The organism is Pantoea sp. 18069 (genome assembly GCF_902706035.1).
Classification (GTDB): Bacteria; Pseudomonadota; Gammaproteobacteria; order Burkholderiales; family Burkholderiaceae_C; genus Comamonas.
Genome location: NZ_CACSJA010000011.1, coordinates 1 through 19,277, shown reverse-complemented (window position 1 = coordinate 19,277; position 19,277 = coordinate 1). Strand labels below are relative to the sequence as shown.

General features: G+C 67.5%; 20 protein-coding genes. 8 read left to right on the top strand and 12 right to left on the bottom strand.

All coding sequences use genetic code 11. The annotated features are described in order from the left end of the window. Positions 1-41: 41 nt before the first annotated feature. Entirely contained in the window at positions 42-947 is a 906-nt protein-coding gene (locus GVL12_RS10695) for an EamA family transporter (protein WP_159913677.1), read from the bottom strand. Positions 948-1,152: 205 nt separating this feature from the next. Between GVL12_RS10695 and GVL12_RS10690 the strand changes: the two genes are divergently transcribed. From GVL12_RS10690 to GVL12_RS10670, 5 genes are read left to right on the top strand one after another with little or no spacing between them, the layout of a single operon-like run. Next, the gene (locus GVL12_RS10690; RefSeq protein WP_159913675.1) at positions 1,153-1,713 is read left to right on the top strand and encodes a carboxymuconolactone decarboxylase family protein; all 561 of its coding nucleotides are present in this window, start codon (positions 1,153-1,155) and stop codon (positions 1,711-1,713) included. Beyond that, positions 1,710-2,831: an acyl-CoA dehydrogenase family protein gene (locus GVL12_RS10685; RefSeq protein WP_159913673.1), complete on the top strand. Its 1,122-nt coding sequence runs from the start codon at positions 1,710-1,712 to the stop codon at positions 2,829-2,831. Before GVL12_RS10690 ends, GVL12_RS10685 begins: the two co-directional genes overlap by 4 nt. Then, positions 2,828-3,637, top strand: a complete 810-nt coding sequence (locus tag GVL12_RS10680; protein WP_159913671.1) for an ABC transporter ATP-binding protein — start codon at positions 2,828-2,830, stop codon at positions 3,635-3,637. The genes GVL12_RS10685 and GVL12_RS10680 overlap by 4 nt, the downstream gene beginning before the upstream one ends. A 43-nt stretch (positions 3,638-3,680) precedes the next feature. Next, entirely contained in the window at positions 3,681-4,922 is a 1,242-nt protein-coding gene (locus GVL12_RS10675; protein WP_159913669.1) for an ABC transporter substrate-binding protein, read from the top strand. Then, entirely contained in the window at positions 4,919-5,692 is a 774-nt protein-coding gene (locus GVL12_RS10670) for an ABC transporter permease (RefSeq protein ID WP_159913667.1), read from the top strand. The genes GVL12_RS10675 and GVL12_RS10670 overlap by 4 nt, the downstream gene beginning before the upstream one ends. Before the next feature lie 164 nt (positions 5,693-5,856). Here GVL12_RS10670 and GVL12_RS10665 read toward each other — a convergent pair whose 3' ends face one another. The 6 genes from GVL12_RS10665 to GVL12_RS10640 form a co-directional block, all read right to left on the bottom strand. Beyond that, positions 5,857-7,008, bottom strand: coding sequence for an acyl-CoA dehydrogenase family protein (locus GVL12_RS10665; RefSeq protein WP_159913665.1), 1,152 nt, complete (start codon positions 7,006-7,008; stop codon positions 5,857-5,859). Positions 7,009-7,010: 2 nt separating this feature from the next. Beyond that, positions 7,011-8,111 carry an LLM class flavin-dependent oxidoreductase gene (locus GVL12_RS10660; RefSeq protein ID WP_159913663.1) on the bottom strand — a complete coding sequence of 367 codons (1,101 nt, stop codon included), beginning with the start codon at positions 8,109-8,111 and terminating at the stop codon, positions 7,011-7,013. Between the two features lie 113 nt (positions 8,112-8,224). Further along, positions 8,225-9,454 (bottom strand): cytochrome c, encoded by a 1,230-nt coding sequence (locus GVL12_RS10655; protein ID WP_159913661.1) that lies wholly within the window; start codon positions 9,452-9,454, stop codon positions 8,225-8,227. 3 nt (positions 9,455-9,457) lie between these two features. Then, entirely contained in the window at positions 9,458-10,333 is an 876-nt protein-coding gene (locus GVL12_RS10650; protein ID WP_159913659.1) for an ABC transporter ATP-binding protein, read from the bottom strand. Then, a complete protein-coding gene (locus tag GVL12_RS10645) occupies positions 10,327-11,445 on the bottom strand; it encodes an ABC transporter permease (RefSeq protein WP_159913657.1) in 1,119 nt (372 codons plus the stop codon). Before GVL12_RS10645 ends, GVL12_RS10650 begins: the two co-directional genes overlap by 7 nt. A 39-nt stretch (positions 11,446-11,484) precedes the next feature. Next, the gene (locus GVL12_RS10640) at positions 11,485-12,513 is read right to left on the bottom strand and encodes an ABC transporter substrate-binding protein (RefSeq protein ID WP_159913655.1); all 1,029 of its coding nucleotides are present in this window, start codon (positions 12,511-12,513) and stop codon (positions 11,485-11,487) included. Positions 12,514-12,683: 170 nt separating this feature from the next. On the opposite strand from GVL12_RS10640, the gene GVL12_RS10635 reads away from it, so the two are divergent. Together GVL12_RS10635 and GVL12_RS10630 are read left to right on the top strand one after the other, a co-directional pair. Then, entirely contained in the window at positions 12,684-13,259 is a 576-nt protein-coding gene (locus tag GVL12_RS10635; RefSeq protein ID WP_159913653.1) for a cysteine dioxygenase, read from the top strand. A 28-nt stretch (positions 13,260-13,287) separates the two neighbouring features. Further along, positions 13,288-14,895 (top strand): rhodanese homology domain-containing protein, encoded by a 1,608-nt coding sequence (locus GVL12_RS10630; protein ID WP_159913651.1) that lies wholly within the window; start codon positions 13,288-13,290, stop codon positions 14,893-14,895. Positions 14,896-15,141: 246 nt separating this feature from the next. Here the strand turns inward: GVL12_RS10630 and GVL12_RS10625 are convergent, their stop codons facing one another. From GVL12_RS10625 to GVL12_RS10605, 5 genes are all read right to left on the bottom strand, one after another. Further along, positions 15,142-15,357 (bottom strand): molybdopterin-binding protein, encoded by a 216-nt coding sequence (locus GVL12_RS10625; RefSeq protein ID WP_159913649.1) that lies wholly within the window; start codon positions 15,355-15,357, stop codon positions 15,142-15,144. 54 nt (positions 15,358-15,411) lie between these two features. Next, entirely contained in the window at positions 15,412-16,002 is a 591-nt protein-coding gene (ssuE, locus tag GVL12_RS10620; RefSeq protein ID WP_159913647.1) for an NADPH-dependent FMN reductase, read from the bottom strand. A 20-nt stretch (positions 16,003-16,022) separates the two neighbouring features. Then, positions 16,023-17,297, bottom strand: a complete 1,275-nt coding sequence (locus GVL12_RS10615) for an LLM class flavin-dependent oxidoreductase (RefSeq protein ID WP_159913645.1) — start codon at positions 17,295-17,297, stop codon at positions 16,023-16,025. A 70-nt stretch (positions 17,298-17,367) separates the two neighbouring features. Next, a complete protein-coding gene (locus GVL12_RS10610; RefSeq protein WP_159913643.1) occupies positions 17,368-18,378 on the bottom strand; it encodes a tripartite tricarboxylate transporter substrate binding protein in 1,011 nt (336 codons plus the stop codon). A gap of 127 nt (positions 18,379-18,505) precedes the next feature. After that, positions 18,506-19,090 carry a hypothetical protein gene (locus GVL12_RS10605; RefSeq protein WP_159913641.1) on the bottom strand — a complete coding sequence of 195 codons (585 nt, stop codon included), beginning with the start codon at positions 19,088-19,090 and terminating at the stop codon, positions 18,506-18,508. Positions 19,091-19,191: 101 nt separating this feature from the next. Here GVL12_RS10605 and GVL12_RS10600 point away from each other — a divergent pair. Further along, the coding region (locus GVL12_RS10600; protein WP_368855041.1) for a transposase at positions 19,192-19,277 on the top strand (86 nt) is incomplete at its 3' end.

Genomic DNA, 19,277 nt, shown 5'->3' with positions numbered 1-19,277 from the left:
CTTTGCGGGCCCTGCCTAAAAATGTGGCAGCCGGGGCGAAGTCAGCGCCTTGCCTGCCAGCGGGCGCTGACAAGCACCACCAGCAGCGCCATCACGATGCATGCGCCGCCGGCCCACTGCCAGGGCGAGACCTGCTCGCCGAGCAGGCCCATTCCGGCCGCCAGACCGATCACCGGCACGCCCAGGCTGAACGGCGCGACACGGCTTGCGGGGTGGCGCTTGAGCAGCCCGGTCCACAGCGCATAGGCCATGATGGTCGCGCACCAGCCCAGGTAGGCGACGGCCAGCCAGCTCGACAGCGGCGCATCGATCCACTGCCAGCGCAGCGCCGGCGCGTCGAACGCCAGGCTCAGCAGCACGAACGGCACGATGGGCACCACGGCGCTCCAGACCACGAAGCCCAGCGCGTCGTAGCTGCCGGCCACCTGCTGCGTGCGCCGGGCGACGATGTTCGAGCTCGCCCACATCGCGGCCGACACCAGGTTCAGCACAAAGCCCAGCAAGGTCGTGCCCGCGGCCGCCGCACCGCCCAGGTAGTTCATCGCAAAGCAGCCCAGGCCGATCGCCGCCCAGACCAGCCCCCATTTGAGCGGGCGCGACAACTGCTCGCCGAGCAGCACAACGCCAAGCAAGGCCGTGAAGAAGACCTGGGTCTGCATCAGCACCGACGCCAGCGCGGCCGTCATGCCGACCTGCAGCGCGATGAACAGCACGCCGAACTGCCCCACGCCCTGGCACAGGCCATAGGCGACGATCCAGCGCCAGGGCACATCGGGCCGGCGCACGATCAGCACCAGCGGCAGCGCGGCAAACACATAGCGCCAGACGCCGAGCTGGAACGGCGTGAAATCGGCGAGCGCCCATTTCATCGCGACAAAGTTCAGCCCCCAGATCACCACCACCGACAGCGCCGCGAACAGATCCCGTCCGGAAAAAGGCACGCTCATGGCACGGCCCGCAGGCTCTGACGGGACGGCGTGCGCCGGAAATCCCGACCAATGGATTTGCTCATTACGAATAATTGTTTCGAAACCCTGGCAACTACAGGGATACTAGTGAAAAAATGGAACCATTGGCATCTTCGGATGCCATTTTCATTCCCGTGAAAAATACCGCGCACAATCTTGCGGCTTTGCCCAGAAAGGCCCTGAAATGCCCCGTCTTCCCCTGCAGACCGTCGAATCCGCTCCCCAGGACAGCAAGGCTTTTGCCGAAAAAGCGCTGGCCAACAACGGCTTCCTGCCCAACCTGATCGGCGTGCTGGCCAATGCGCCCGTGGCCCTGGAGACCTACCTCACGGTATCGGGCATCAATGCGCGCGCGTCGCTGACGCTGGTCGAACGTGAAGTGGTGCAGCTCACGGCGGCGGCGGTGCATGGCTGCGATTTCTGCCTTTCGGGCCATACGGCGATTGTGACCAAGAAAGCCCAGCTCGACGCGCTCACGGCGCTGAATCTGCAAACCGGCCAGCCCACGGGCGATGCCAGGCTCGACGCCGTGCAGGCTTTCACCAAGGAAGTGATTGCCACGCGCGGCGCGACGTCGGACGCCGCGCTGGCCGCGTTCCGCGCCGCGGGCTACAACGACCAGCAGGCCCTCGAAGTGGTGCTGGGCGTGAGCCTGGCCACGCTGTGCAACTTCGCCAACAACCTGGCCAGGCCCGAGATCAACCCCGAACTCCTGCCGTTCTCGCCAGGCGTGTTCCAGGCATGAGCCGCAGCCTGCTCACGCCCGGTCTGCAAAGCTGGCTGCAGACCCACGCGCAAAGCCTCAATGCAGACGCCGACGCCGCGCAGCAGGTGCTGGCGCAGCTTGTCCAGGCCGGCATGCACCGCATCGCCGTGCCGCAGGCTTTCGGCGGCGATGGCGGCGAAGCGATTGACGCCGTCGATGCGATCGCCCAGGTCGCAGAGCGTTCGGTGACCGCGGCCTTCGTGCTGTGGAGCCACCGCGCGTTCATCGATTACCTGTGCCTCACGGACAATACCGCAGCGCGCGAACTGTGGCTGCCCGACCTGCTCCAGGGCCGGCTCGCGGGCGCCACGGGGCTGTCGAACGCGATGAAGTTCCTGTCCCAGCTCGAGCCCTTGCAAGTGCAGGCCCGGCCCGACGGCGACGATGGCCTGCGCGTTGCGGGCAAGCTGCCCTGGGTCACCAATCTGCGCGCGCCGTTCGTCGTCGCCGCAGCGGTGCAGACGCCGCTGCAGCCCGCGCCCATGGTGCTGGCCATCGACAGCCGTCTCGCGGGGGTGGAGCGCAGTGCCGATCTCGACCTGCTGGCGCTGCGCGCGAGCAATACCGCAGCCATCGAGCTCGACGATGTGCGCGTCGGCCAGGAAGCCGTGCTCGCGCGCGACGGCCTGTCGTTCCTCAAGCGCGCGCGGCCGATGTTCCTGAGCCTGCAATGCGGCATGTCGCTGGGCCTGGCGCGCGCCAGCCTGCAGGCCGCCGAGCAGGTCGGCGCCGCGCGCGATGTACTGCACCCGCGCATCGATCAGGCGCGCGCCGAGCTTGCCAGCCTGCGGGAAACCATTCGCGAAGGCCTGGTCTCGGGCCGTTTCGTCACCGATGCGCCGGCGCTGTTTCGCGTGCGGCTGCAACTCGCGGCCGTGGTGCAGGAAAGCGTGCAGCTCGAACTGCAGGGCTCGGGCGGGCGCGCCTATCTGCGCAACCACCTGCCCGACTTCGGCCGGCGCCTGCAGGAAAGTGCGTTCATTCCCGTGGTCACGCCCAGCCTCACGCAATTGCAGGGCGAACTCAGCAAGCTCGCGTCCAGCGCGGCGGCGGCAACGCCACCCGCCGCACCTGCACCCGAGCGCGCCGTGCCATGAACAGCGTAGCCGCGCCCGCCGAGGCGGATTTCGCGCTGCAGGGCCAGGGCCTGGCCTGCGCCTATGGCCAGGGTCCGCGCATCTTCAGCGGCATCGACATCGCCATCCGCCCGCAGGAAATCGTCTGCCTGCTCGGCGGCAGCGGCTGCGGCAAGTCGACGCTGCTGCGCGCGCTCGCGGGCCTGCAGCCGCCCACAGCCGGCAGCGTGCGCTTTCTCGGCGCGCCCCTGACCCAGCCGCACCCGCGCGCCGCCGTCGTGTTCCAGCAGGCCAGCCTGCTGCCCTGGCTCACGGTGGCGAAGAACGTGGCCTTCGGCCTGGACTTCAAGCACCAGCCCAGCATCGAAGCCGAACGGCTGAACGCGCGCGTCGCCCAGGCGATCGCCGCCGTGGGCCTGGCCGGCAAGGAGGAGCTGCACCCCGCGCAGCTGTCGGGCGGCATGGCGCAGCGCGTGGCCCTGGCGCGCGCGCTGGCTCGCGAGCCCAAGCTGCTGCTCGCCGACGAGCCGTTCTCGGCGCTCGATGCGATCACGCGCACCGAAATGCAGGAGTTGCTCGTCGACCTGGTGCACCAGTGGCACACGGCCGCGCTGGTCGTCACGCACGACATCGACGAAGCGATCCTGGTCGCCGACCGCATCCTGCTGATGGGCCGCCTGCCCAATGACCAGGGGGGCTGCATCGTGCGCGAATGGCGCGTCGATGTGCCGCACCCACGCCACGAACACCCCGCGGAGATCACCGCGCTGCGGCTCGAGATCCTCGCCGAGCTGCATGCGCGCCGACATGGCGCGGTATCGGCCTGAAACCCGCCCTCTTCTTCCACCCACCTTCAGCCAGGCAAGCCCCATGGACCAGCAAAATCAAGCGCCCAACTACCAGCACATCTGCGCCTCCTCGACCTGCGACTGCGGCATCAGCCGCCGCGACTGGCTGCGGGTGGCGGCGCTCAGCAGCGCCGCGGCAACGCCTTTCCTGCGCGCCGGCGACGCCATGGCCCAGGCCAACAAGGGCGACGATGTGCCGGTGCGCATAGGCTACCTGCCGATCACCGATGCCACGCCCCTGCTCGTCGCCCACAGCCGCAAGCTGTTCGAGGCCGAAGGCCTGCGCACCGAAAAGCCGCGGCTGTTTCGCACCTGGGCACAGATCATCGAAGCCTTTGTCGCCGGCCAGGTCAACGTCGTCCACCTGCTGTCGCCTACGACCATGTTCGTGCGCTACGGCTCGCAGTTCGCGGCCAAGGTCGTGGCCTGGAACCACATGAACGGCTCGGCGCTGGCCGTCGCGCGCCACATCGACTCGGTCAAGGACCTGGGCGGCACCCAGGTCGCGATTCCGTTCTGGTACTCGATCCACAACGTGGTGCTGCAGCAGTTGCTGCGCGCCAACGGCCTCAAGGCCGTGAGCCGCGCGCGCAGCGGCAGCCTGGCCGCCGACGAAGTCAATCTGGTCGTGATGCCGCCCGCGGAAATGGTCTCGGCGCTGGCCGCCAAGGCCGTCTCGGGTTATATCGTCGCCGAGCCGTTCGTCGCCGCGGCCGAGATTTCGGGCGTGGGCAAGGTGCTGCGCTTCGTCGGCGATGTCTGGCAGAACCACGCCTGCTGCCTGCTGACGCTGGCCGAGCGCGACATCAACGAACGCCCCGAATGGGCGCAGAAAGTCACCACCGCCATCGTCAAGGCCCAGCTCTGGACGCGCGACAACCAGCTCGATACCGCCAAGCTGCTGGCGAGCAGCGGCGAAGGCAAGTACACGCCGCACGGCCTGCCGGTGCTGACCAAGGTGCTGGCCGCGACCGAGATGGCGCAGTACACGCGCGATGGCGTGATCAAGCACCCGCAGTGGAACCAGCGGCGCATCGACTTCCAGCCCTACCCCTATGCGTCGTACACAGAGGAGCTCGTCAAGGCGCTGCAGGTCACGCATGTCGAAGGCAATGCGGCCTTTCTTGAAAAGCTCGATCCGAAGTTCGTCGCCAGGGATCTGGTCGATGACCGCTTCGTGAAGAACGCGCTCAAGCAGGTCGGCGGCCTCAAGGCCTTTGGCCATGCCGAAAGCTTCACGCGCAAGGAAATCATCGCGGCATGAGCAAAGGCATCAAGCGGGCCGCGGACCGTCTGGTCTGGCCCATCGTCGGCCTGCTGCTGGCCGTGGGATTGTGGTCGCTGGGCGCGCGCCAGCTGTCGGATGTAGACGCGATACGCAACGCGTTCGCGCCCACGGCCGGCTTCGCGGCGCTGGGCCGGCTGCTGGCCGCGGGCGATCTGTGGGAACACATCCTGCTGAGCCTGCAGCGCATCGGCCTGTCGCTGCTGCTGGCGCTGCTGATCGCCGTGCCGCTGGGCATCTGGGTGGGTCTGTCGCCGCTGTTCGCCAAGCTCACGGGAACGCTGTTCCAGTTCCTGCGCATGGTCTCGCCGCTGTCGTGGATGCCGCTGGCGGTGATGGCGCTGGGCGTGGGCGAAGCGCCGGTGGTGTTCCTGCTGACGTTTGCCGCCGTCTGGCCCATCATGCTCAATACCGCGGCCGGCGTCGCGGCGCTCGACAAGAGCTGGCTGCAGCTCGCGCACAGCCTGTCGGCGACGCGCGCCGAAGTCGTGCTGCACATCGTTGTGCCCGGAATCCTCACCCATGTGCTCACCGGTTTCCGGCTCGCGCTGGGCATCGCCTGGATCGTGCTGGTGCCGGCCGAAATGCTGGGCGTGTCCGCGGGCATGGGCTATTTCATTCTCGATACGCGCGACCGCTTGGCCTATGACGAACTGATGGCGGGCATCGTCGTGGTCGGTTGCCTGGGCTTCATGCTGGATGTCGCGGCAAGGGCGGTGACGGGGAGATGGGTGGGGAGGAACCAGTGAGCATGCCGATCACGCCCTGAAATGCCCTTCGACCGGCCCGCGCAGCGAGGCTCAGGGCGAACGGAGTGAAAACCCGCCCAAAGAGTATGTGTGGCATTTCCGTTCGTGGTGAGCCTGTCGAACCATGAACGGCCTGCCCTCAACCGAAGGGCATGCTCTGCGCTTCACCGCTGCCCCTGCTCCAGCGCCGCCCGCCCGGCCAGCACCAGCGCACTGTCTTCCTGCGGCGTATGGATGCGCCCGCACAGCACATCGCGCAGATGGCGCTCGAGCGGGTTGCGGCGCGACAGGCCGTGGTTGCTGGTCAGGGCCAGGGCCTCCTGCACCAGCTCCACGGCCTGGCGCATCACCAGGGTCTTGATCAGGCCGCTGTCGGCCAGCGGCACCTGCACGCCCTGGTCCAGCTCGCGCGCCAGGGATGAAATCAGGCGCTGGTTGGCCAGCAGCAAGGCTTCGATACGGCCCACGGCCTCCTGCACGCGCGCCAGCGTGGCCAGCGGCGCGCCCAGGCTCGCGGGCGTGCGCTCGCGCAGAAAGGTCAGCAGCCAGTCGCGCGCGGCCAGGGCCACGCCGGTGTAGAGCGCGCCCAGCAGCACGGTCATCTCGGCCTGCATGTTGGTGTCCCTGGACTGCGCGCCCACGGGCGCGACGCCGATCGCATGGTCGAGCGGCGTGAAAACGTCGTCGAAGATCACGTCATGGCTGCCGCTGGCGCGCAGGCCCAGATGGTCCCAGGTCTCCTCGATGCGCACGCCCTGGCTGCCCGCGCGAACAAGAAAGGTACCGACCTGCGGCTCGGCGTCGTCCGTGCGCGCCCAGACCGCGTACCAGCGCAGGATGGGCGCGCCCGTCGAGTAGATCTTGCGGCCACTCAGGCGCCAGCCTTCGGGCGTGCGCCTGGCCACCGTGGCGGGCAGACCGCCACGCGCGGGCGTGCCCAGTTCGGGCTCCACGCGCAGGGAGTTGGCCAGCGACACGCCTTGCGTGGCTTCGCGCACCAGCTGCCGCGCGAGCGGCTCGGGCCAGGCCGAGCCGGGCCGCGCCATGTGGCGCTGCTGCAGGTATTGCATGCTCAGCACCAGCGCCGTCGCGGGGCAGCCATAGCCTATCGCGCCTATGACTTCACCGAGTTCGGCCACCGATGCCTGCTGGCCGCCCAAGGCCCGGGGCGCGGCCAGCGCCAGGAAACCGGCCTGCTGCAGGTCGGCGAAATTGGCATGGGGAAAGCTGCCATCGCGGTCATGCAGGGCCGCGCGCTGGCCGAAATCCGCGGCCAATGTACGCGCCGTATCCCCCCAGGTCATCTCCAGTTTCATGTTCAGGCCGCCTTGCGTTCGAGCGTGCGCCGGGCCTCGCGCTGCGCGACCTTCTCGCGGATCAGCGGAATCAGCTCGCGCCCGTAGTCGATGGCGTCGAGCAGCGGGTCGAAGCCCCGCAGCAGCAGCGTGGTGATGCCCAGGTCGTAGTACTTGAGCAGCGCTTCGGCCACCTGCTCGGGCGTGCCGACCAGCGACGTCGAGTTGCTGCGGCCGCCGGTTTCGCGCGCCACCGCGGTCCACAGGCGTTCGTCCACGCGGTCGCCCTTGGCGGCATCGGCGAGCAGGCGGCGCGCGCCTTCGCTTTGCTGCGGGCCGGCGCCGCGCGCATGCGCGATCGGCACCTGCTTGCTGCGCGTGGCGGCAAGAATTTCCTCGGCCTTGTCCCAGGCCTGCTGCTCGGTCGCGGCGATGATGGGGCGAAAGGAAATGCTGAATTCGACTTCGCGGCCATGGGCCGCGGCTTCGGCGCGCACGCGGCGCACCAGGTCCGCCGATTGCGCCAGCGACTCGCCCCACAGCGCATAGACATCGGCATGCTTGCCCGCTACTTTCAGCGCCGGCTCCGACGCGCCGCCAAAGAAGATGGGCACATAGGGTTGCTGCAACGGCTTGACTTCGGAGAACGCGCCCTTGGCCTTGTAGTAGGTGCCTTCGTGGTCGAAAGGCTGGGTCTCGGTCCAGACGCGGCGCAGCACCGTGAGGTACTCGTCGGTGCGCGCGTAACGCTCGTCATGGCCCAGGAAGTCGCCGTCGCGCTGCTGGTCGACGTCGGAGCCGCCGCTGATGTAATGCAGCGCGACGCGCCCGCCCGTGTAGTGGTCCAGCGTCGCGAACTGGCGCGCCGCGAGCGTGGGCGAGACAAAGCCCGGGCGGTGGGCCAGCAGGAACTTGATGCGCTGCGTATGCGCCGCGGCGTACGCCACCGTGAGCAGGGGGTCGGGGCTGGTCGCGCTCGCGGGCACCAGGATACGGTCGAAGCCCGCATGCTCATGGGCCTGGGCCAGCGTGCGCACATAGTCGGTATCGACCGCCGGCCCCTTGCGCGCAATGGTCTCGGAAGCTTCCTGAGGTGCAATCAGGCCAATGATCTGTACGGGCATCGCTCTTCTCCTTGAATGGCTGCAAAACGCCATGATCGGGCGACCCGTGCACGCACGCCAACGAAGAAAAACGCGTTTGCTTGTGCGATTTTTGTGAAGTGGCGGCTGCCGCTTCAGTGGGGGTAGCCCGCGCGCACCAGGCGCATCCTGTCCGCGTCCATGCGGCGCAACAGGCCATCGACGCCCTGCGCCGGCGGCGCATCGGCCGCTGCCGCAACGGCAGCGGGGGGCGCTGGCGCCGACTCGCTGCGGCAGATCAGATCATCTTCCGACCAGGCGGCCTGGCCCGGCACCGAGCGCGCGCGCAGCCAGCCGTCGCGATCGACAAACAGCCTGTGGCCTGGCACTTCCTGCGGCGCCACGCCCAGCAGCAACGCCAGCGCGGGCAGCAGCGCGCGGTCCTCGGCCAGGCATTCGGGCGCTGCGTGCGCGGCGCCCATGGGCGGCGTGCCAAGCACCACCGTGACCCAGCGCGGGTCTTCCTTCGGCAAGGCCTGCTCGCCCGCGGATGGCAGCACCAGTTGCAGGCGCTGGCCGCGCAGGCTGTCGCTGCTGCGCAGGCCGCCATAACGACAGTTCAGGCGGCTCGCGGGCAGGCGCACCGGTCGCTCCCAGGCGCCCATGTCGCGCAGCATCTGGCCTGAAGCCCGGGCCTGCAGGTAGTCGAGTGCCGACCAGATTTCCTGGTCCGACAGCGCGGGCGCGCCAGGCATGGTCTGCGCGCCCGAACGTGCATCGCGCATGCCGTGGCGCACGCGCCAGAACAGCTCGCCTTCGAGGCGCTTCCACAGCAGGCCGCCCGCAAGATTCGGCGGCCACTGGGCGAGCTGGCTGGCCAGCGGGCCTTCGCCACGCGCATCCGCGCCATGGCATTGCGCACAATGCTGGGTGAACACCGCCTGGCCCTGGGCAATGCTCTGCGTGGAGAAGGCCTGGGGCGCACGGTGCAGGCTGGTCGGCACGGCCGGCGCCCAGAGCAAGGCCTTGTTCGGCCAGGGCGCAAAGACCAGCAGCGCCGCGGCACCGGCCACCAGGCCATGGCGCCACAGCCTGCGCCGGCGCGCATGAAGAGGCTGCCGGGGACGCCGCAGCCCGGCAAGCACCAGTGCGAACAGCAACAGCACCACGGCCACCGCAACGCAGGCCAGCGTGATCACCACGCGGCGCGCATGCCCGGGCTCTAGCAGCAGCCGCTCGGCGGCCAGGCGCTGCGCGAACGGCCAGGCGGGCTGGTCTGCCACGGCCCCGGAAAGCCCCAGCGCATGCCACACATCGCGCAGCGCGAGCTGCACGGCGTACAGGGCTTCGAGTACGCCGGTGACGAAATCAGTCGACAAAACCATGCACTACCAGCTGTCTCCAAGTCCGAGCAACGCCAGCGCCTGGCGGCGCAGTTCGACCAGCCGCGGGTCGCCGCGGTGGCGCGGGTACGGCAGGTCGTTGACCAGCACTTCGCGTATGCGCGCGGGCCGCTCGGAGAACACCACCACGCGCTGGGCCATGAACAGCGCTTCCTCTACATCGTGCGTCACCAGCAGCGCCGAGAATCCCTTGCGCTGCCACAGCGATACCAGCTCGGTCTGCATGGAAAGGCGCGTCAGCGAGTCGAGCTTGCCCAGCGGCTCGTCGAGCACCAGCAGGCGCGGGTCGTTGACCAGCGCGCGCGCCAGCGCCACGCGCTGCGCCATGCCGCCCGACAGTTCATGCGGCAGCGCGCGCGCAAAGGCCTCCAGCCCCACCAGCGCCAGCGCCTCGTCGACGCGGTGGCTTTGCGACTTCAGCAGGCCGCGCGCCTGCAATCCCAGCGCGACGTTGTCCCAGACCGTGCGCCAGGGAAACAGCGTAGGGTCCTGGAACACCACGATGCGCGAAGGATCGGGATCGGTGATGGCTTCGCCGTCCTGCAGCAATTGGCCCGCGCTCGCGGGTTCCAGCCCGGCGACCAGGCGCAGCAAGGTGCTCTTGCCGCAGCCGCTGGGGCCCAGCAGCGCGACGAACTCGCCCGGCGCGATATCCAGGTCGAGGTCGTCGATGACCTGCAGCCTGGCCGCCGCGCTGTCCTTGCCGGCCGAGGCTTTCGCGCTGCGCTGTGCGAACCAGTGGCTCACGCCCTGGACTTCGATGCGCGCGCCGGCGCCGGAATGACTGGCCGCATTGGCTGCGGCAGGAAAGCGGTGCACCGGCGTTTGCAGCGGGCGTGTTGCGGTGGCAGTGCCTACCATTTGAGTGTGCCTTTCTGCCAGGAGAGCACGCGGTCGCGGAACGCGAACAGCAAGGTGATGACGCCGGAAAACAGGATGGCCATCAGGATCAGCGCGGCGTACATGTTCGGGTAGGCTGCCCAGCCCTGGGCCCAGGTCAGATACCAGCCCAGGCCTGATTTGACGCCCAGCATTTCGGCGACCACCAGCGTCGAGAACGCCGCGCCCAGGCCCATGAACAGGCCGACGAACACCTGCGGCAGCGCCGCGGGAATTGCCACGCGCAGCACCAGGAACCACTGCGACGCGCCCAGCGTGCGCGCCACGTCATAGAAATTCTTGTGCACGCTGGCCACGCCCGACCAGGTCAGGATGGCGACGGGAAAGGCCATGCCCAGCGCGATCAGGAATACCGCGGTGGACCAGCTCGAAGGAAAGAAATAGAAGCTCACCGGCAGCAGCGCGGTCGTGGGCACCGGCCCGAGCACGCGCAGCAGCGGATGGATCCAGTAGCTCGCGGTACGCGACCAGCCGATCAGCACGCCCGTGACGAAGCCCACGAGCGCGCCTATGCCAATGCCTATGGCCAGCAGGCGCAGCGAGTTGAGCGCGCTTTCGGCCAGGCGTTCGGTGTCGGTCACATAGACCTCGACCAGCGCCTGGGGCGGCGCGAAAAATGGCGTGGGCAGGCGGCCGAGCTTGGCCGTGAGCACTTCCCAGGCGATCAAACCCAGCGAAAGCGCGACCAGCCAGGCGCCCGCGGGTCGCAGCTTGTGGCGCAACAACGCCAGCGGCCGCAGGCTTTCGGGCGCGAGCACCAGCGCCAGCAGCAGCCCGGAAATCAAGGCAGCCCCCACGGCAAACTCCGTGGTGTACGCCCACTCGGTAAAGCCCGCGGGCAGATTCGGCCAGAAATGCGTGAGCGCCGCGAGCAGCCCCCAGGCCAGCGCCGCCAGCGCGCCTTGCCACCAGAGTGGCGTGACGGACCTGGCAACGACGGCCTTGGGCGCCACGGGCGCCGCGCCCGGGCGCGCTGCATCGGCGAGGTCTGCGCCAGCACGGCTGTCTCCCGGCAGGCCCCGCCCCGGGCGGCCCTCCCTTCCAGGCAGGATATGTTCGGCAAGGGTACTCATGGCATTCCTCTATGGATCGATAGGACGCGGCCCAGGGCTTCAGGACAGCACGTCCGCGTAGACATGGGCTGCAAAGCGCGCGGGGTCGGTGCTGGGCTTGAGCACCTTCACGAGCTTGAAGTCGCGCGCGTAGAACTCGATTTCGTCGCGCAGCGGCTTGCCCACCGGGTGGCTGCGGTGGGTGAGCGTGCCCAGCACGGCGCGCAGGTCGCTCTCCGGCACCTTGGAATAGGGGCTGAAGATGCGCGCCGTCTCGGCCGGGTTGTCGGAGATGAAGTCCGAGGCTTCGACGATGGCGCGCGTCAGCGCGGCCGCGGCCGGGCGGTCATTGCGCACCAGCGCGCCGCTGACGCCCAGCACGCAGCAGGTCTTGGCCGCATATTCGCCCGACAGGTTGGTGGCCAGATCGACCAGGCCCTGGGTGCGCCGCTGGATCAGCAGCAGGTTAGGGTCGCCATCGGCGATCGCATGGGCCTCGCCCTTTTCCACGGCCAGGCCCAGCATGTCGCCGGGAAACTGGCGCCAGTTCACGTCGCGTTCAGGGTCCAGGCCGGCCTTGGTCAGCAGCACCGAGAAGAAATTCTTGCCCGGCGAATTGAGGTCGGACACCGCAATCGTCTTGCCCTTGAGGTGCTTGAGTTCCTTGACGCCCGCGGGCGCATAGCCCACGAGGCGCGAGCAGCCGCCGTGCGAGCTGCCCACGAGCTTGACGTCGAAGCCTGATTCGAGCGGCTTGATCCAGCGGTGGATCATTCCCAGACCGGCATCGGCCTTGGAGGTTGCAATGATTTCCAGCAGCTGATCGGTCGCACCCGCGAAGTTGACCAGCTCCACCTTGAGCCCGTGCTTTTCGAAGATGCCGCGTTCGATGGCCACGGGCGCGGCCGAAAGGCAGATCGCGTTCGCGTTCCAGGCGAGCTTGATGGGGCGCAAAGGCCCGGCAGCCGTGGCGCGTTGCGCGACCATGCCCGCCGAGCCGGCCAGGCCGGCTGCTGCGGCGGCGCGCAGCAGATCACGGCGCGACCACGCCCTCTTTTCCACTCCGTCCCGGTTCTGTACGCTGTCCATGCCGTTGTTCCTTTCGTGGCGTTCTGTTGCTGGTCCGCACGCTTGCCGTTTCATGACCAGATGAGCCGCTATTGGAGTCAATAGCGCGCGCCGCGGGAACGAACAAAAACAGAAATCCATATGCGGAAATTAGCTTTTACGTCAACGCGCTCTGACGCTGTAATCCACCTATGCCTACTGAAACCCACACGCCCGCTGCGCGCCTGCAGCACTTCGTTGCGCAGCTGTCGGACACCATTGCGCGCAGTGCCGACGAAGCGGCCTTGCTCGCCGGCGCGACGCCGCTGCTGCAGTCGCTCGTCGCCCATGACGACTGGCTGCCCGAAGCCTTCGCCCAACCCCATCCCGCCCACTACCAGCAGTTTCTGCTGCACGCCGACCCAGAAGGCCGTTTCTCCGTGGTCAGCTTTGTCTGGGGCCCGGGCCAGGGCACGCCCATCCATGACCATACGGTCTGGGGACTGATCGGCATGCTGCGCGGCGCCGAGGAAGGCCAGCATTTCGCGCGCGACGCGCAAGGCCGCTGGCAGCCCGACGGCCCGGCGCAGCGCCTGCTGCCCGGCGAAGTGCAGGCCGTGTCGCCGGCTATCGGCGATGTGCACCGCGTGCGCAATCTGCTGGCCGACCAGGTCTCGATCAGCATCCACGTCTACGGCGCCGACATCGGCAAGGTCCAGCGCCATGTGTTCACCGAAGACGGCGGCGTCAAGCCGTTTGTTTCCGGCTATGCCAACGCTGCCCACTGAATTCCCACCCACTCTCTGCAAGCCCGACATGAGCCTCTCGCCCCCCATTCCCCAACTGACTCCCCAGGACATCCGCCAGGCCTTGCTGGCCGGCGAGGAAATCGCGCTGCTCGACCTGCGCGAGGAAGCGCCATTCGCCCAAGGCCACCCGCTGTGGGCGGCCAATCTGCCCGCAGGCCGCATCGAGCTCGACGCCTGGCAGCGCCTGCCGCGGCCAGGCACGCGCATCGCGGTCTACGACAACGGCGAAGGCCTGACCGAAGGCGCGGCGCGCACCCTGCAGGCGCTGGGCTATACCCAGGTGCATCTGCTCGCGGGCGGCCTCGCGGGCTGGAAGGATGCGGGCTACGAGCTGTTCATCGATGTCAACGTGCCCAGCAAGTCGTTTGGCGAATGGCTGGAAGCCGAGCGCCACACGCCCTCGCTGGCTGCCGAGGAAGTCAAGGCGCTGCTCGACAGCAAGGCCGACGTCGTGGTGCTCGACGCGCGCCGCTTCGACGAATACCAGACGATGAGCATTCCCGGCGGCGTGAGCGTGCCCGGCGCCGAACTGGTGCTGCGCGCGCAGGCGCTCGCCCCCGACGCGGCGACGCATATCGTCGTCAACTGCGCGGGCCGCACGCGCAGCCTGATAGGCACGCAATCGCTGATCAACGCCGGCCTGCCCAACCGCGTCACGGCGCTGCGCAACGGCACGATAGGCTGGCTGCTTGCCGGCCAGCAGCTGGACCATGGCGCCGACCGCCAGGCGCCCGCGGTCCAGGAAGCCGAGCGCAGCCAGGCCGCCGAGCGCGCGCGCGCCGTGGCCGACCGCGCGGGCGTGCGCCGCGCCACGCGCACCGAACTCGCGCAGTTCGCAAGCGAAGCCACGCGCACCACCTACCGCTTCGATGTGCGCAGCGCCGAGGAATACGCGGCCGGCCATCTGCAGGGCTTTCGTCACTACCCCGGCGGCCAGCTGGTGCAGGAAACCGACCATGTGGCCCCGGTGCGCGGCGCGCGCATCGTGCTGGTCGACGACGATGGCGTGCGCGCCAACATGAGCGCCTCGTGGCTGGCGCAGATGGGCTGGGAAACCTGGGTGCTCGACGGCGTCGGCAGCGCCGACTGGGACGAAGTCGGCCAGCCTGCGACCAGCTACCCGCCACATGCGAGCGCGGTGCAGGACGTTTCCGTGCACACGCTGGCGCAATGGCTGGCCGAAGACGGCGCCGGCCCGCGCACCGCCGTGCTCGACTTCACCAGCAGCGCCAACTACGTGCAGCGCCACATTCCCGGCGCCTGGTTCGCACTGCGCTCGCAGCTCACGCAGGCCCTGGCCGCAATCCCCAAGGCCGAGCGCTATGTCGTGACCTGCGGCTCCAGCCTGCTGGCACGCTATGCGGTGCACGCGCTGAGCCAGGCCACCGATGCGCCGGTGTTCGCCTTGACCGGCGGCACCCAGGCCTGGATCGCGGCCGGACTGCCGCTGGAGCACGGCGAAACCCGGCTCGCGTCCCCGCGCATCGACCGCTATCGCCGCCCGTATGAAGGCACGCAGGCACCGCGCAGCGCGATGCAGGCCTATCTGGACTGGGAGTTCGGTCTGGTCGATCAGCTCAAGAAAGACGCCACGCACGGCTTCCAGACCATCTGATTGCCGCGCAATGAAAAACGCAGTGTCCTTTCGGGCACTGCGTTTTTTTATGGTGGAAAGCGTTTGCCCCTTCGATCCTTCGACGGGCTCAGGACTCAGGGAGAACGGTTTGCTCCACGCATCCTCGCTTGGCGAGGCGCGAACCGGCGATTCCGTTCGCCCTGAGCCCGCCTGGCCGGCCGCGTCGAAGGATGGACGGCCTGCCCTCAAACCATGCCCGCGCGCCCAACACGGCGCGCACCCGCCTCAAAGCTTGGCGATGGACACTTCGGTGGACTTGACCAGCGCCACGACTTCCGAGCCGATCTCCAGCCCCAGGTCGTTGACCGAACGCGTGGTGATGACCGACGTCACCACACCCCAGGGCGTCTCGACATCGACTTCGGAGACCACGTCACCGCGAATGATCTCGCGCACTTTGCCCTTGAACTGGTTGCGTACATTGATGGCTTGAATCGTCATGGGAAACTCCTGAAAAAATCCGGTGGAAAGAAAAGAGAGGGGCAAGCGCGGCGCTCAGACGCTGCAGCGCACCTGGGAAAAGTGCACGGGCGCGAACGATGCGTCCGCATGCGGCTTGGGACGCAGCACTTCGGAGACCAGCACATGCACGGCCTCGTCGACGCGCACCGCGAGCTCCGTGCCCAGCGTGCTCGCGCCTTCGGGCAGCACGAACACCTGGGCATCGGTGGCATAGATGCCGGGAAGAATCTGCTTGGCGGCCAGCGCCTGCAGCACGGGGCGCAACGCATAGTCGAGCGCCAGCATGTGGTGCGGGCTGCCGCCCGTGGCCAGCGGCAGCACGGTCTTGCCCTTGAGCCCGGTCTGCGGCAGCAGATCGAGAAACACCTTGAGCACGCCGCTGTAGGCCGCCTTGTAGACCGGCGTGGCAATGACGACCACCTTGGCGTCGGCCACCTGCTGCACGGCGCGCACGATCGAGGGATGGGCGAAATCGGCGTGGATCAGGGCCTGGGCATCGAGGTCGCGGATCTGCAGCTGCGTCACCTCGACCTGGTGTTTGGCAAGCCGCTTGCCCACGGACTCGAGCAGGGCCGCGGAGCGGGAAGTGTGCGACGGGCTGCCGGCGATCAATAAAACGGACATGGGGTTCCTTGATTCAAACGTCAAACGGGATCAGTCAGGCCCAGATGGGCACGCAGCGTGTTGCCGCTGTACTCGCGGCGAAAGCGCCCGCGCTCCTGGAGCAGCGGCACCACGGCGCGCGTGAATTCCTCGAAGCCGCCGGGGAAGTAGGCCGGCATGATGTTGAAGCCATCGGCCGCGCCCGCATCGACCCAGTGCAGCATGTGCTCGGCAATCTCCTGGGCCGTGCCCGCGACCACCTGGTGGCCGCGGCTGCTCGCAATGTGGTGGTAGAGCTGGCGCAGCGTCAGTTGCTGTTCGCGTGCGAGCTTGAGCAGCAGCTTGCGCCGGCTGAAGCTCGCGTCGTCCTGCGGCAAGTCGGGCACGCGCGCATCGAGGTCGTAGCCCGTGAGATCGAGATCGAGCTCCGCCGACAGCATGTAGTGCGCCTTGCTCTGGTCGGTGAACGCCTGCAGCTGGGCCAGCTTGTCGCGCGCCTCGGCAGCGGTTGCGCCGACGATGGGCATCAGCCCCGGCATGACCTTGACCTTGGCCGGATCGCGCCCCGCGGCAGCCACCTGCTGCTTGAGCGCCTGGTAGAACGCCTGGGCCGCCTGCAGGTCCTGCTGGGCCGTGAAAATCACTTCGGCGTAGCGCGCGCCCAGCTGCTGGCCCGCGCCCGACGAACCGGCCTGTATCAGCACCGGCTCGCCCTGGGGGCTGCGCGTGACATTGAGCGGCCCCTTGACCTGGAAGTACTTGCCGACATGCTCGAGCGCGTGCAGCTTGTCGGTATCGATGTAGATGCCGCGCTCCTTGTCGCGCACATAGGGGTCGCGCTCCCACGAGCGCCACAGGCCCTGCACCACCTGCACGAACTCCTGGGCGATCGCATAGCGCTCCTGCGACTCGGGGTGCAGCGAACGGCTGAAGTTGCCCGAGCCGTCCTGCACCGTGGTGACGATGTTCCAGGCCGCGCGGCCCTGGCTCAGCAGGTCCACCGACGCCAGCGAGCGCGCGAGCGTGAACGGGTCGCTGTACGTCGTCGAGGCCGTGGCCGCAAGGCCTATATGCCGGGTCTGCACGGCGAGCATCGCCAGCACCACCATCGGGTCGGGGCGCGTGATCATCGACGGGTGCGAGTCCTTGGTCGTGACCAGGCGGTCGCCAAAGAACACCATGTCGAACTTCGCCGCTTCGGCTTCCTGGGCGATGCGGGTGATCAGATCGAAGTTCTCGGTGCCCGACTGCGCGCCGGGATAACGCCAGCCGCCTGCGTGGTGGCCCGCGGCCAGCAAAAACAATCCCAGATGCATGAACTTCAACCTTGTTGGATTTCCATCGCGGACCAGGGCGGCGCGCGCTGGCGCGGCCCGGTCCCGGCGCTTATTTCGCGAGTGCGACCGGCTGCTGCTGCGGCGTCACAAAGATATCCTTGGCCAGCCCATGCATCTTGTGCACGATGGCCGTCGTCGCCGCGGCGTCCGCGGGTGCGGCACTGACCTGCACCTGGACCAGCGCCTGGCGCACTTCGGGCGTGGCCAGGGCATCGAGCACCCAGCCCGTGAGCTTCTTTTGCACGGCGTCGGGAATGCCCGCGGGCGCGGTCCAGAAGAACGAGCCGCCAAACGCGTCGTCCCACTTGGCAAAGCCCTGCTGGCTCACCGACTGCACGCCCTTGAGCCCTTCGGGCGGCGTCCTGGTGCCGAAATAGGCCAGGGCCTTGAGCTTTTCGGCGCGCACGAACGTCGTGCTCAAGGGATCGATGACCAGATCCACATGGCCGCCGATCGCATCGTTGATCGCCGCGGCGCTGCCCTTGTAGGGCACATGCGTCATCTGGATGCCGGTGATCTGCTGGAAGTAGACGCCGGCCATGTGGCCCGGCGTGCCCACGCCCGAAGTGCCCAGCGTGATCGGGTGCTTCTTCGCATGGGCCACTAGCTCCTGCAGGTTCTTCGCCGGAAAATCGGCGCGCACCGCAAACGTCGTGATGCCGCTGCCGATATAGGCAATCGACTGGAAGGACTTGAACGAATCGAACTGCACGGGCATCAACTGCGGCGCGATCGCGAGGTTGCCGATCGAGGCATTGAGCAGCGTATAGCCATCGGGCCTGGCCCGCGCCACGAACTGCGCGCCTATGGTGCCGCCCGCGCCGGGCTTGTATTCGATGATCACCGGCTGGCCGGCCTTGCTGGAGACCTGCTCGGCGATCAGCCGCGCCACGTTGTCATTCGTGCCGCCCGGCGGATACGGAACGACCAGGGTGATAGGTTTCGTCGGCCAGTTGCCTTCAGCCGCCCATGCCGCGCCCATGCCGGCAGTGGCTGCCAGGACAAGGCCTGCCGACAAGCCAACGATACGGCGGCGATTGATGATTGCTGATCCAGACATGACCCATTCCTTGAAGATTGCTTGGAATGAAGTCTAGGAATTCGGCCTGGATACAGCCACGAATGTTTGGGACTATGCAAACACGTTTTTCGACTAAGCGCCAGGCCACGTACACGCCCGCACACCGCTATGGCGCCGACTCGGGGAAAAACAGCGACACATTCCGCGACTGGATGGCTTTGACGAAAAGTGCATGCGCTGTATCGAAGGTGGACTGCTGCGTCTCGCCATGCTTGTGGGCAACCAGCGCACGCAGCGCAAGACGGCGCGATTCCTCGCAGAGATTCAGGCTTGCACAGGCATCGACAACGTAAGCGTCACCGGCGCCGCAATCCGTACCCGTTCCTTCGCAAACCGCGGCAATCCAGGCCAGGCGCATCGTATCCAGTGCCGAATCTCCGTTGAATTCCACGTCTCCCAACCTGATCGACTCGCGATGCTGACTCAGCAAGCCCGCACCTACATATTGCAAAAGCAATGCGTCATTGGCTTGCAGAGCCTCCCCGAACACTTGCTTCTGCCTGATCTTGTCGACTCCAGCTTTGGACCATTCTTGGTTTATCTCGGACAAGCCCACCGAAAAACGCGGGTCCACTCCCACCTGTCGCAAAGCGTCAAAAGACAGTTCATCAGAGCTGAAAGATCCACAACGCTCCTGTTGCAATAGTCTTGCCGAATCCTGCTGCGACGAGACTACTGCAATCTCGCGCAACCCCAGCTTTCTGATGGAGAAACACCGTCGCAATATTTCCTGGGCATAAAACCGTGCCTTAGAACGTGTTCAAAGTCTCTGAGGTATGAGAAGCTCAGGGGGTGAGAAAAAGCTATCCAAGTGACATCAGTCGCGAACAATTCGAGATCATCAAGCCGCTGCTGGAAAGCGCGCGAAAGAAGACCAG

Excerpts from the sequence above, each read along its gene's own strand:
- ssuE (WP_159913647.1), bottom strand. The coding sequence starts at position 16,002 with ATGTCCGTTTTATTGATCGCCGGCAGCCCGTCGCACACTTCCCGCTCC.
- GVL12_RS10660 (WP_159913663.1), bottom strand. The coding sequence starts at position 8,111 with ATGCCCGTACAGATCATTGGCCTGATTGCACCTCAGGAAGCTTCCGAG.
- GVL12_RS10685 (WP_159913673.1), top strand. The coding sequence starts at position 1,710 with ATGAGCCGCAGCCTGCTCACGCCCGGTCTGCAAAGCTGGCTGCAGACC.
- GVL12_RS10655 (WP_159913661.1), bottom strand. The coding sequence starts at position 9,454 with ATGGTTTTGTCGACTGATTTCGTCACCGGCGTACTCGAAGCCCTGTAC.
- GVL12_RS10615 (WP_159913645.1), bottom strand. The coding sequence starts at position 17,297 with ATGCATCTGGGATTGTTTTTGCTGGCCGCGGGCCACCACGCAGGCGGC.
- GVL12_RS10610 (WP_159913643.1), bottom strand. The coding sequence starts at position 18,378 with ATGTCTGGATCAGCAATCATCAATCGCCGCCGTATCGTTGGCTTGTCG.
- GVL12_RS10680 (WP_159913671.1), top strand. The coding sequence starts at position 2,828 with ATGAACAGCGTAGCCGCGCCCGCCGAGGCGGATTTCGCGCTGCAGGGC.
- GVL12_RS10630 (WP_159913651.1), top strand. The coding sequence starts at position 13,288 with ATGAGCCTCTCGCCCCCCATTCCCCAACTGACTCCCCAGGACATCCGC.
- GVL12_RS10640 (WP_159913655.1), bottom strand. The coding sequence starts at position 12,513 with ATGGACAGCGTACAGAACCGGGACGGAGTGGAAAAGAGGGCGTGGTCG.
- GVL12_RS10625 (WP_159913649.1), bottom strand. The coding sequence starts at position 15,357 with ATGACGATTCAAGCCATCAATGTACGCAACCAGTTCAAGGGCAAAGTG.
- GVL12_RS10665 (WP_159913665.1), bottom strand. The coding sequence starts at position 7,008 with ATGAAACTGGAGATGACCTGGGGGGATACGGCGCGTACATTGGCCGCG.
- GVL12_RS10675 (WP_159913669.1), top strand. The coding sequence starts at position 3,681 with ATGGACCAGCAAAATCAAGCGCCCAACTACCAGCACATCTGCGCCTCC.
- GVL12_RS10695 (WP_159913677.1), bottom strand. The coding sequence starts at position 947 with ATGAGCGTGCCTTTTTCCGGACGGGATCTGTTCGCGGCGCTGTCGGTG.
- GVL12_RS10690 (WP_159913675.1), top strand. The coding sequence starts at position 1,153 with ATGCCCCGTCTTCCCCTGCAGACCGTCGAATCCGCTCCCCAGGACAGC.
- GVL12_RS10635 (WP_159913653.1), top strand. The coding sequence starts at position 12,684 with ATGCCTACTGAAACCCACACGCCCGCTGCGCGCCTGCAGCACTTCGTT.
- GVL12_RS10645 (WP_159913657.1), bottom strand. The coding sequence starts at position 11,445 with ATGAGTACCCTTGCCGAACATATCCTGCCTGGAAGGGAGGGCCGCCCG.
- GVL12_RS10650 (WP_159913659.1), bottom strand. The coding sequence starts at position 10,333 with ATGGTAGGCACTGCCACCGCAACACGCCCGCTGCAAACGCCGGTGCAC.
- GVL12_RS10670 (WP_159913667.1), top strand. The coding sequence starts at position 4,919 with ATGAGCAAAGGCATCAAGCGGGCCGCGGACCGTCTGGTCTGGCCCATC.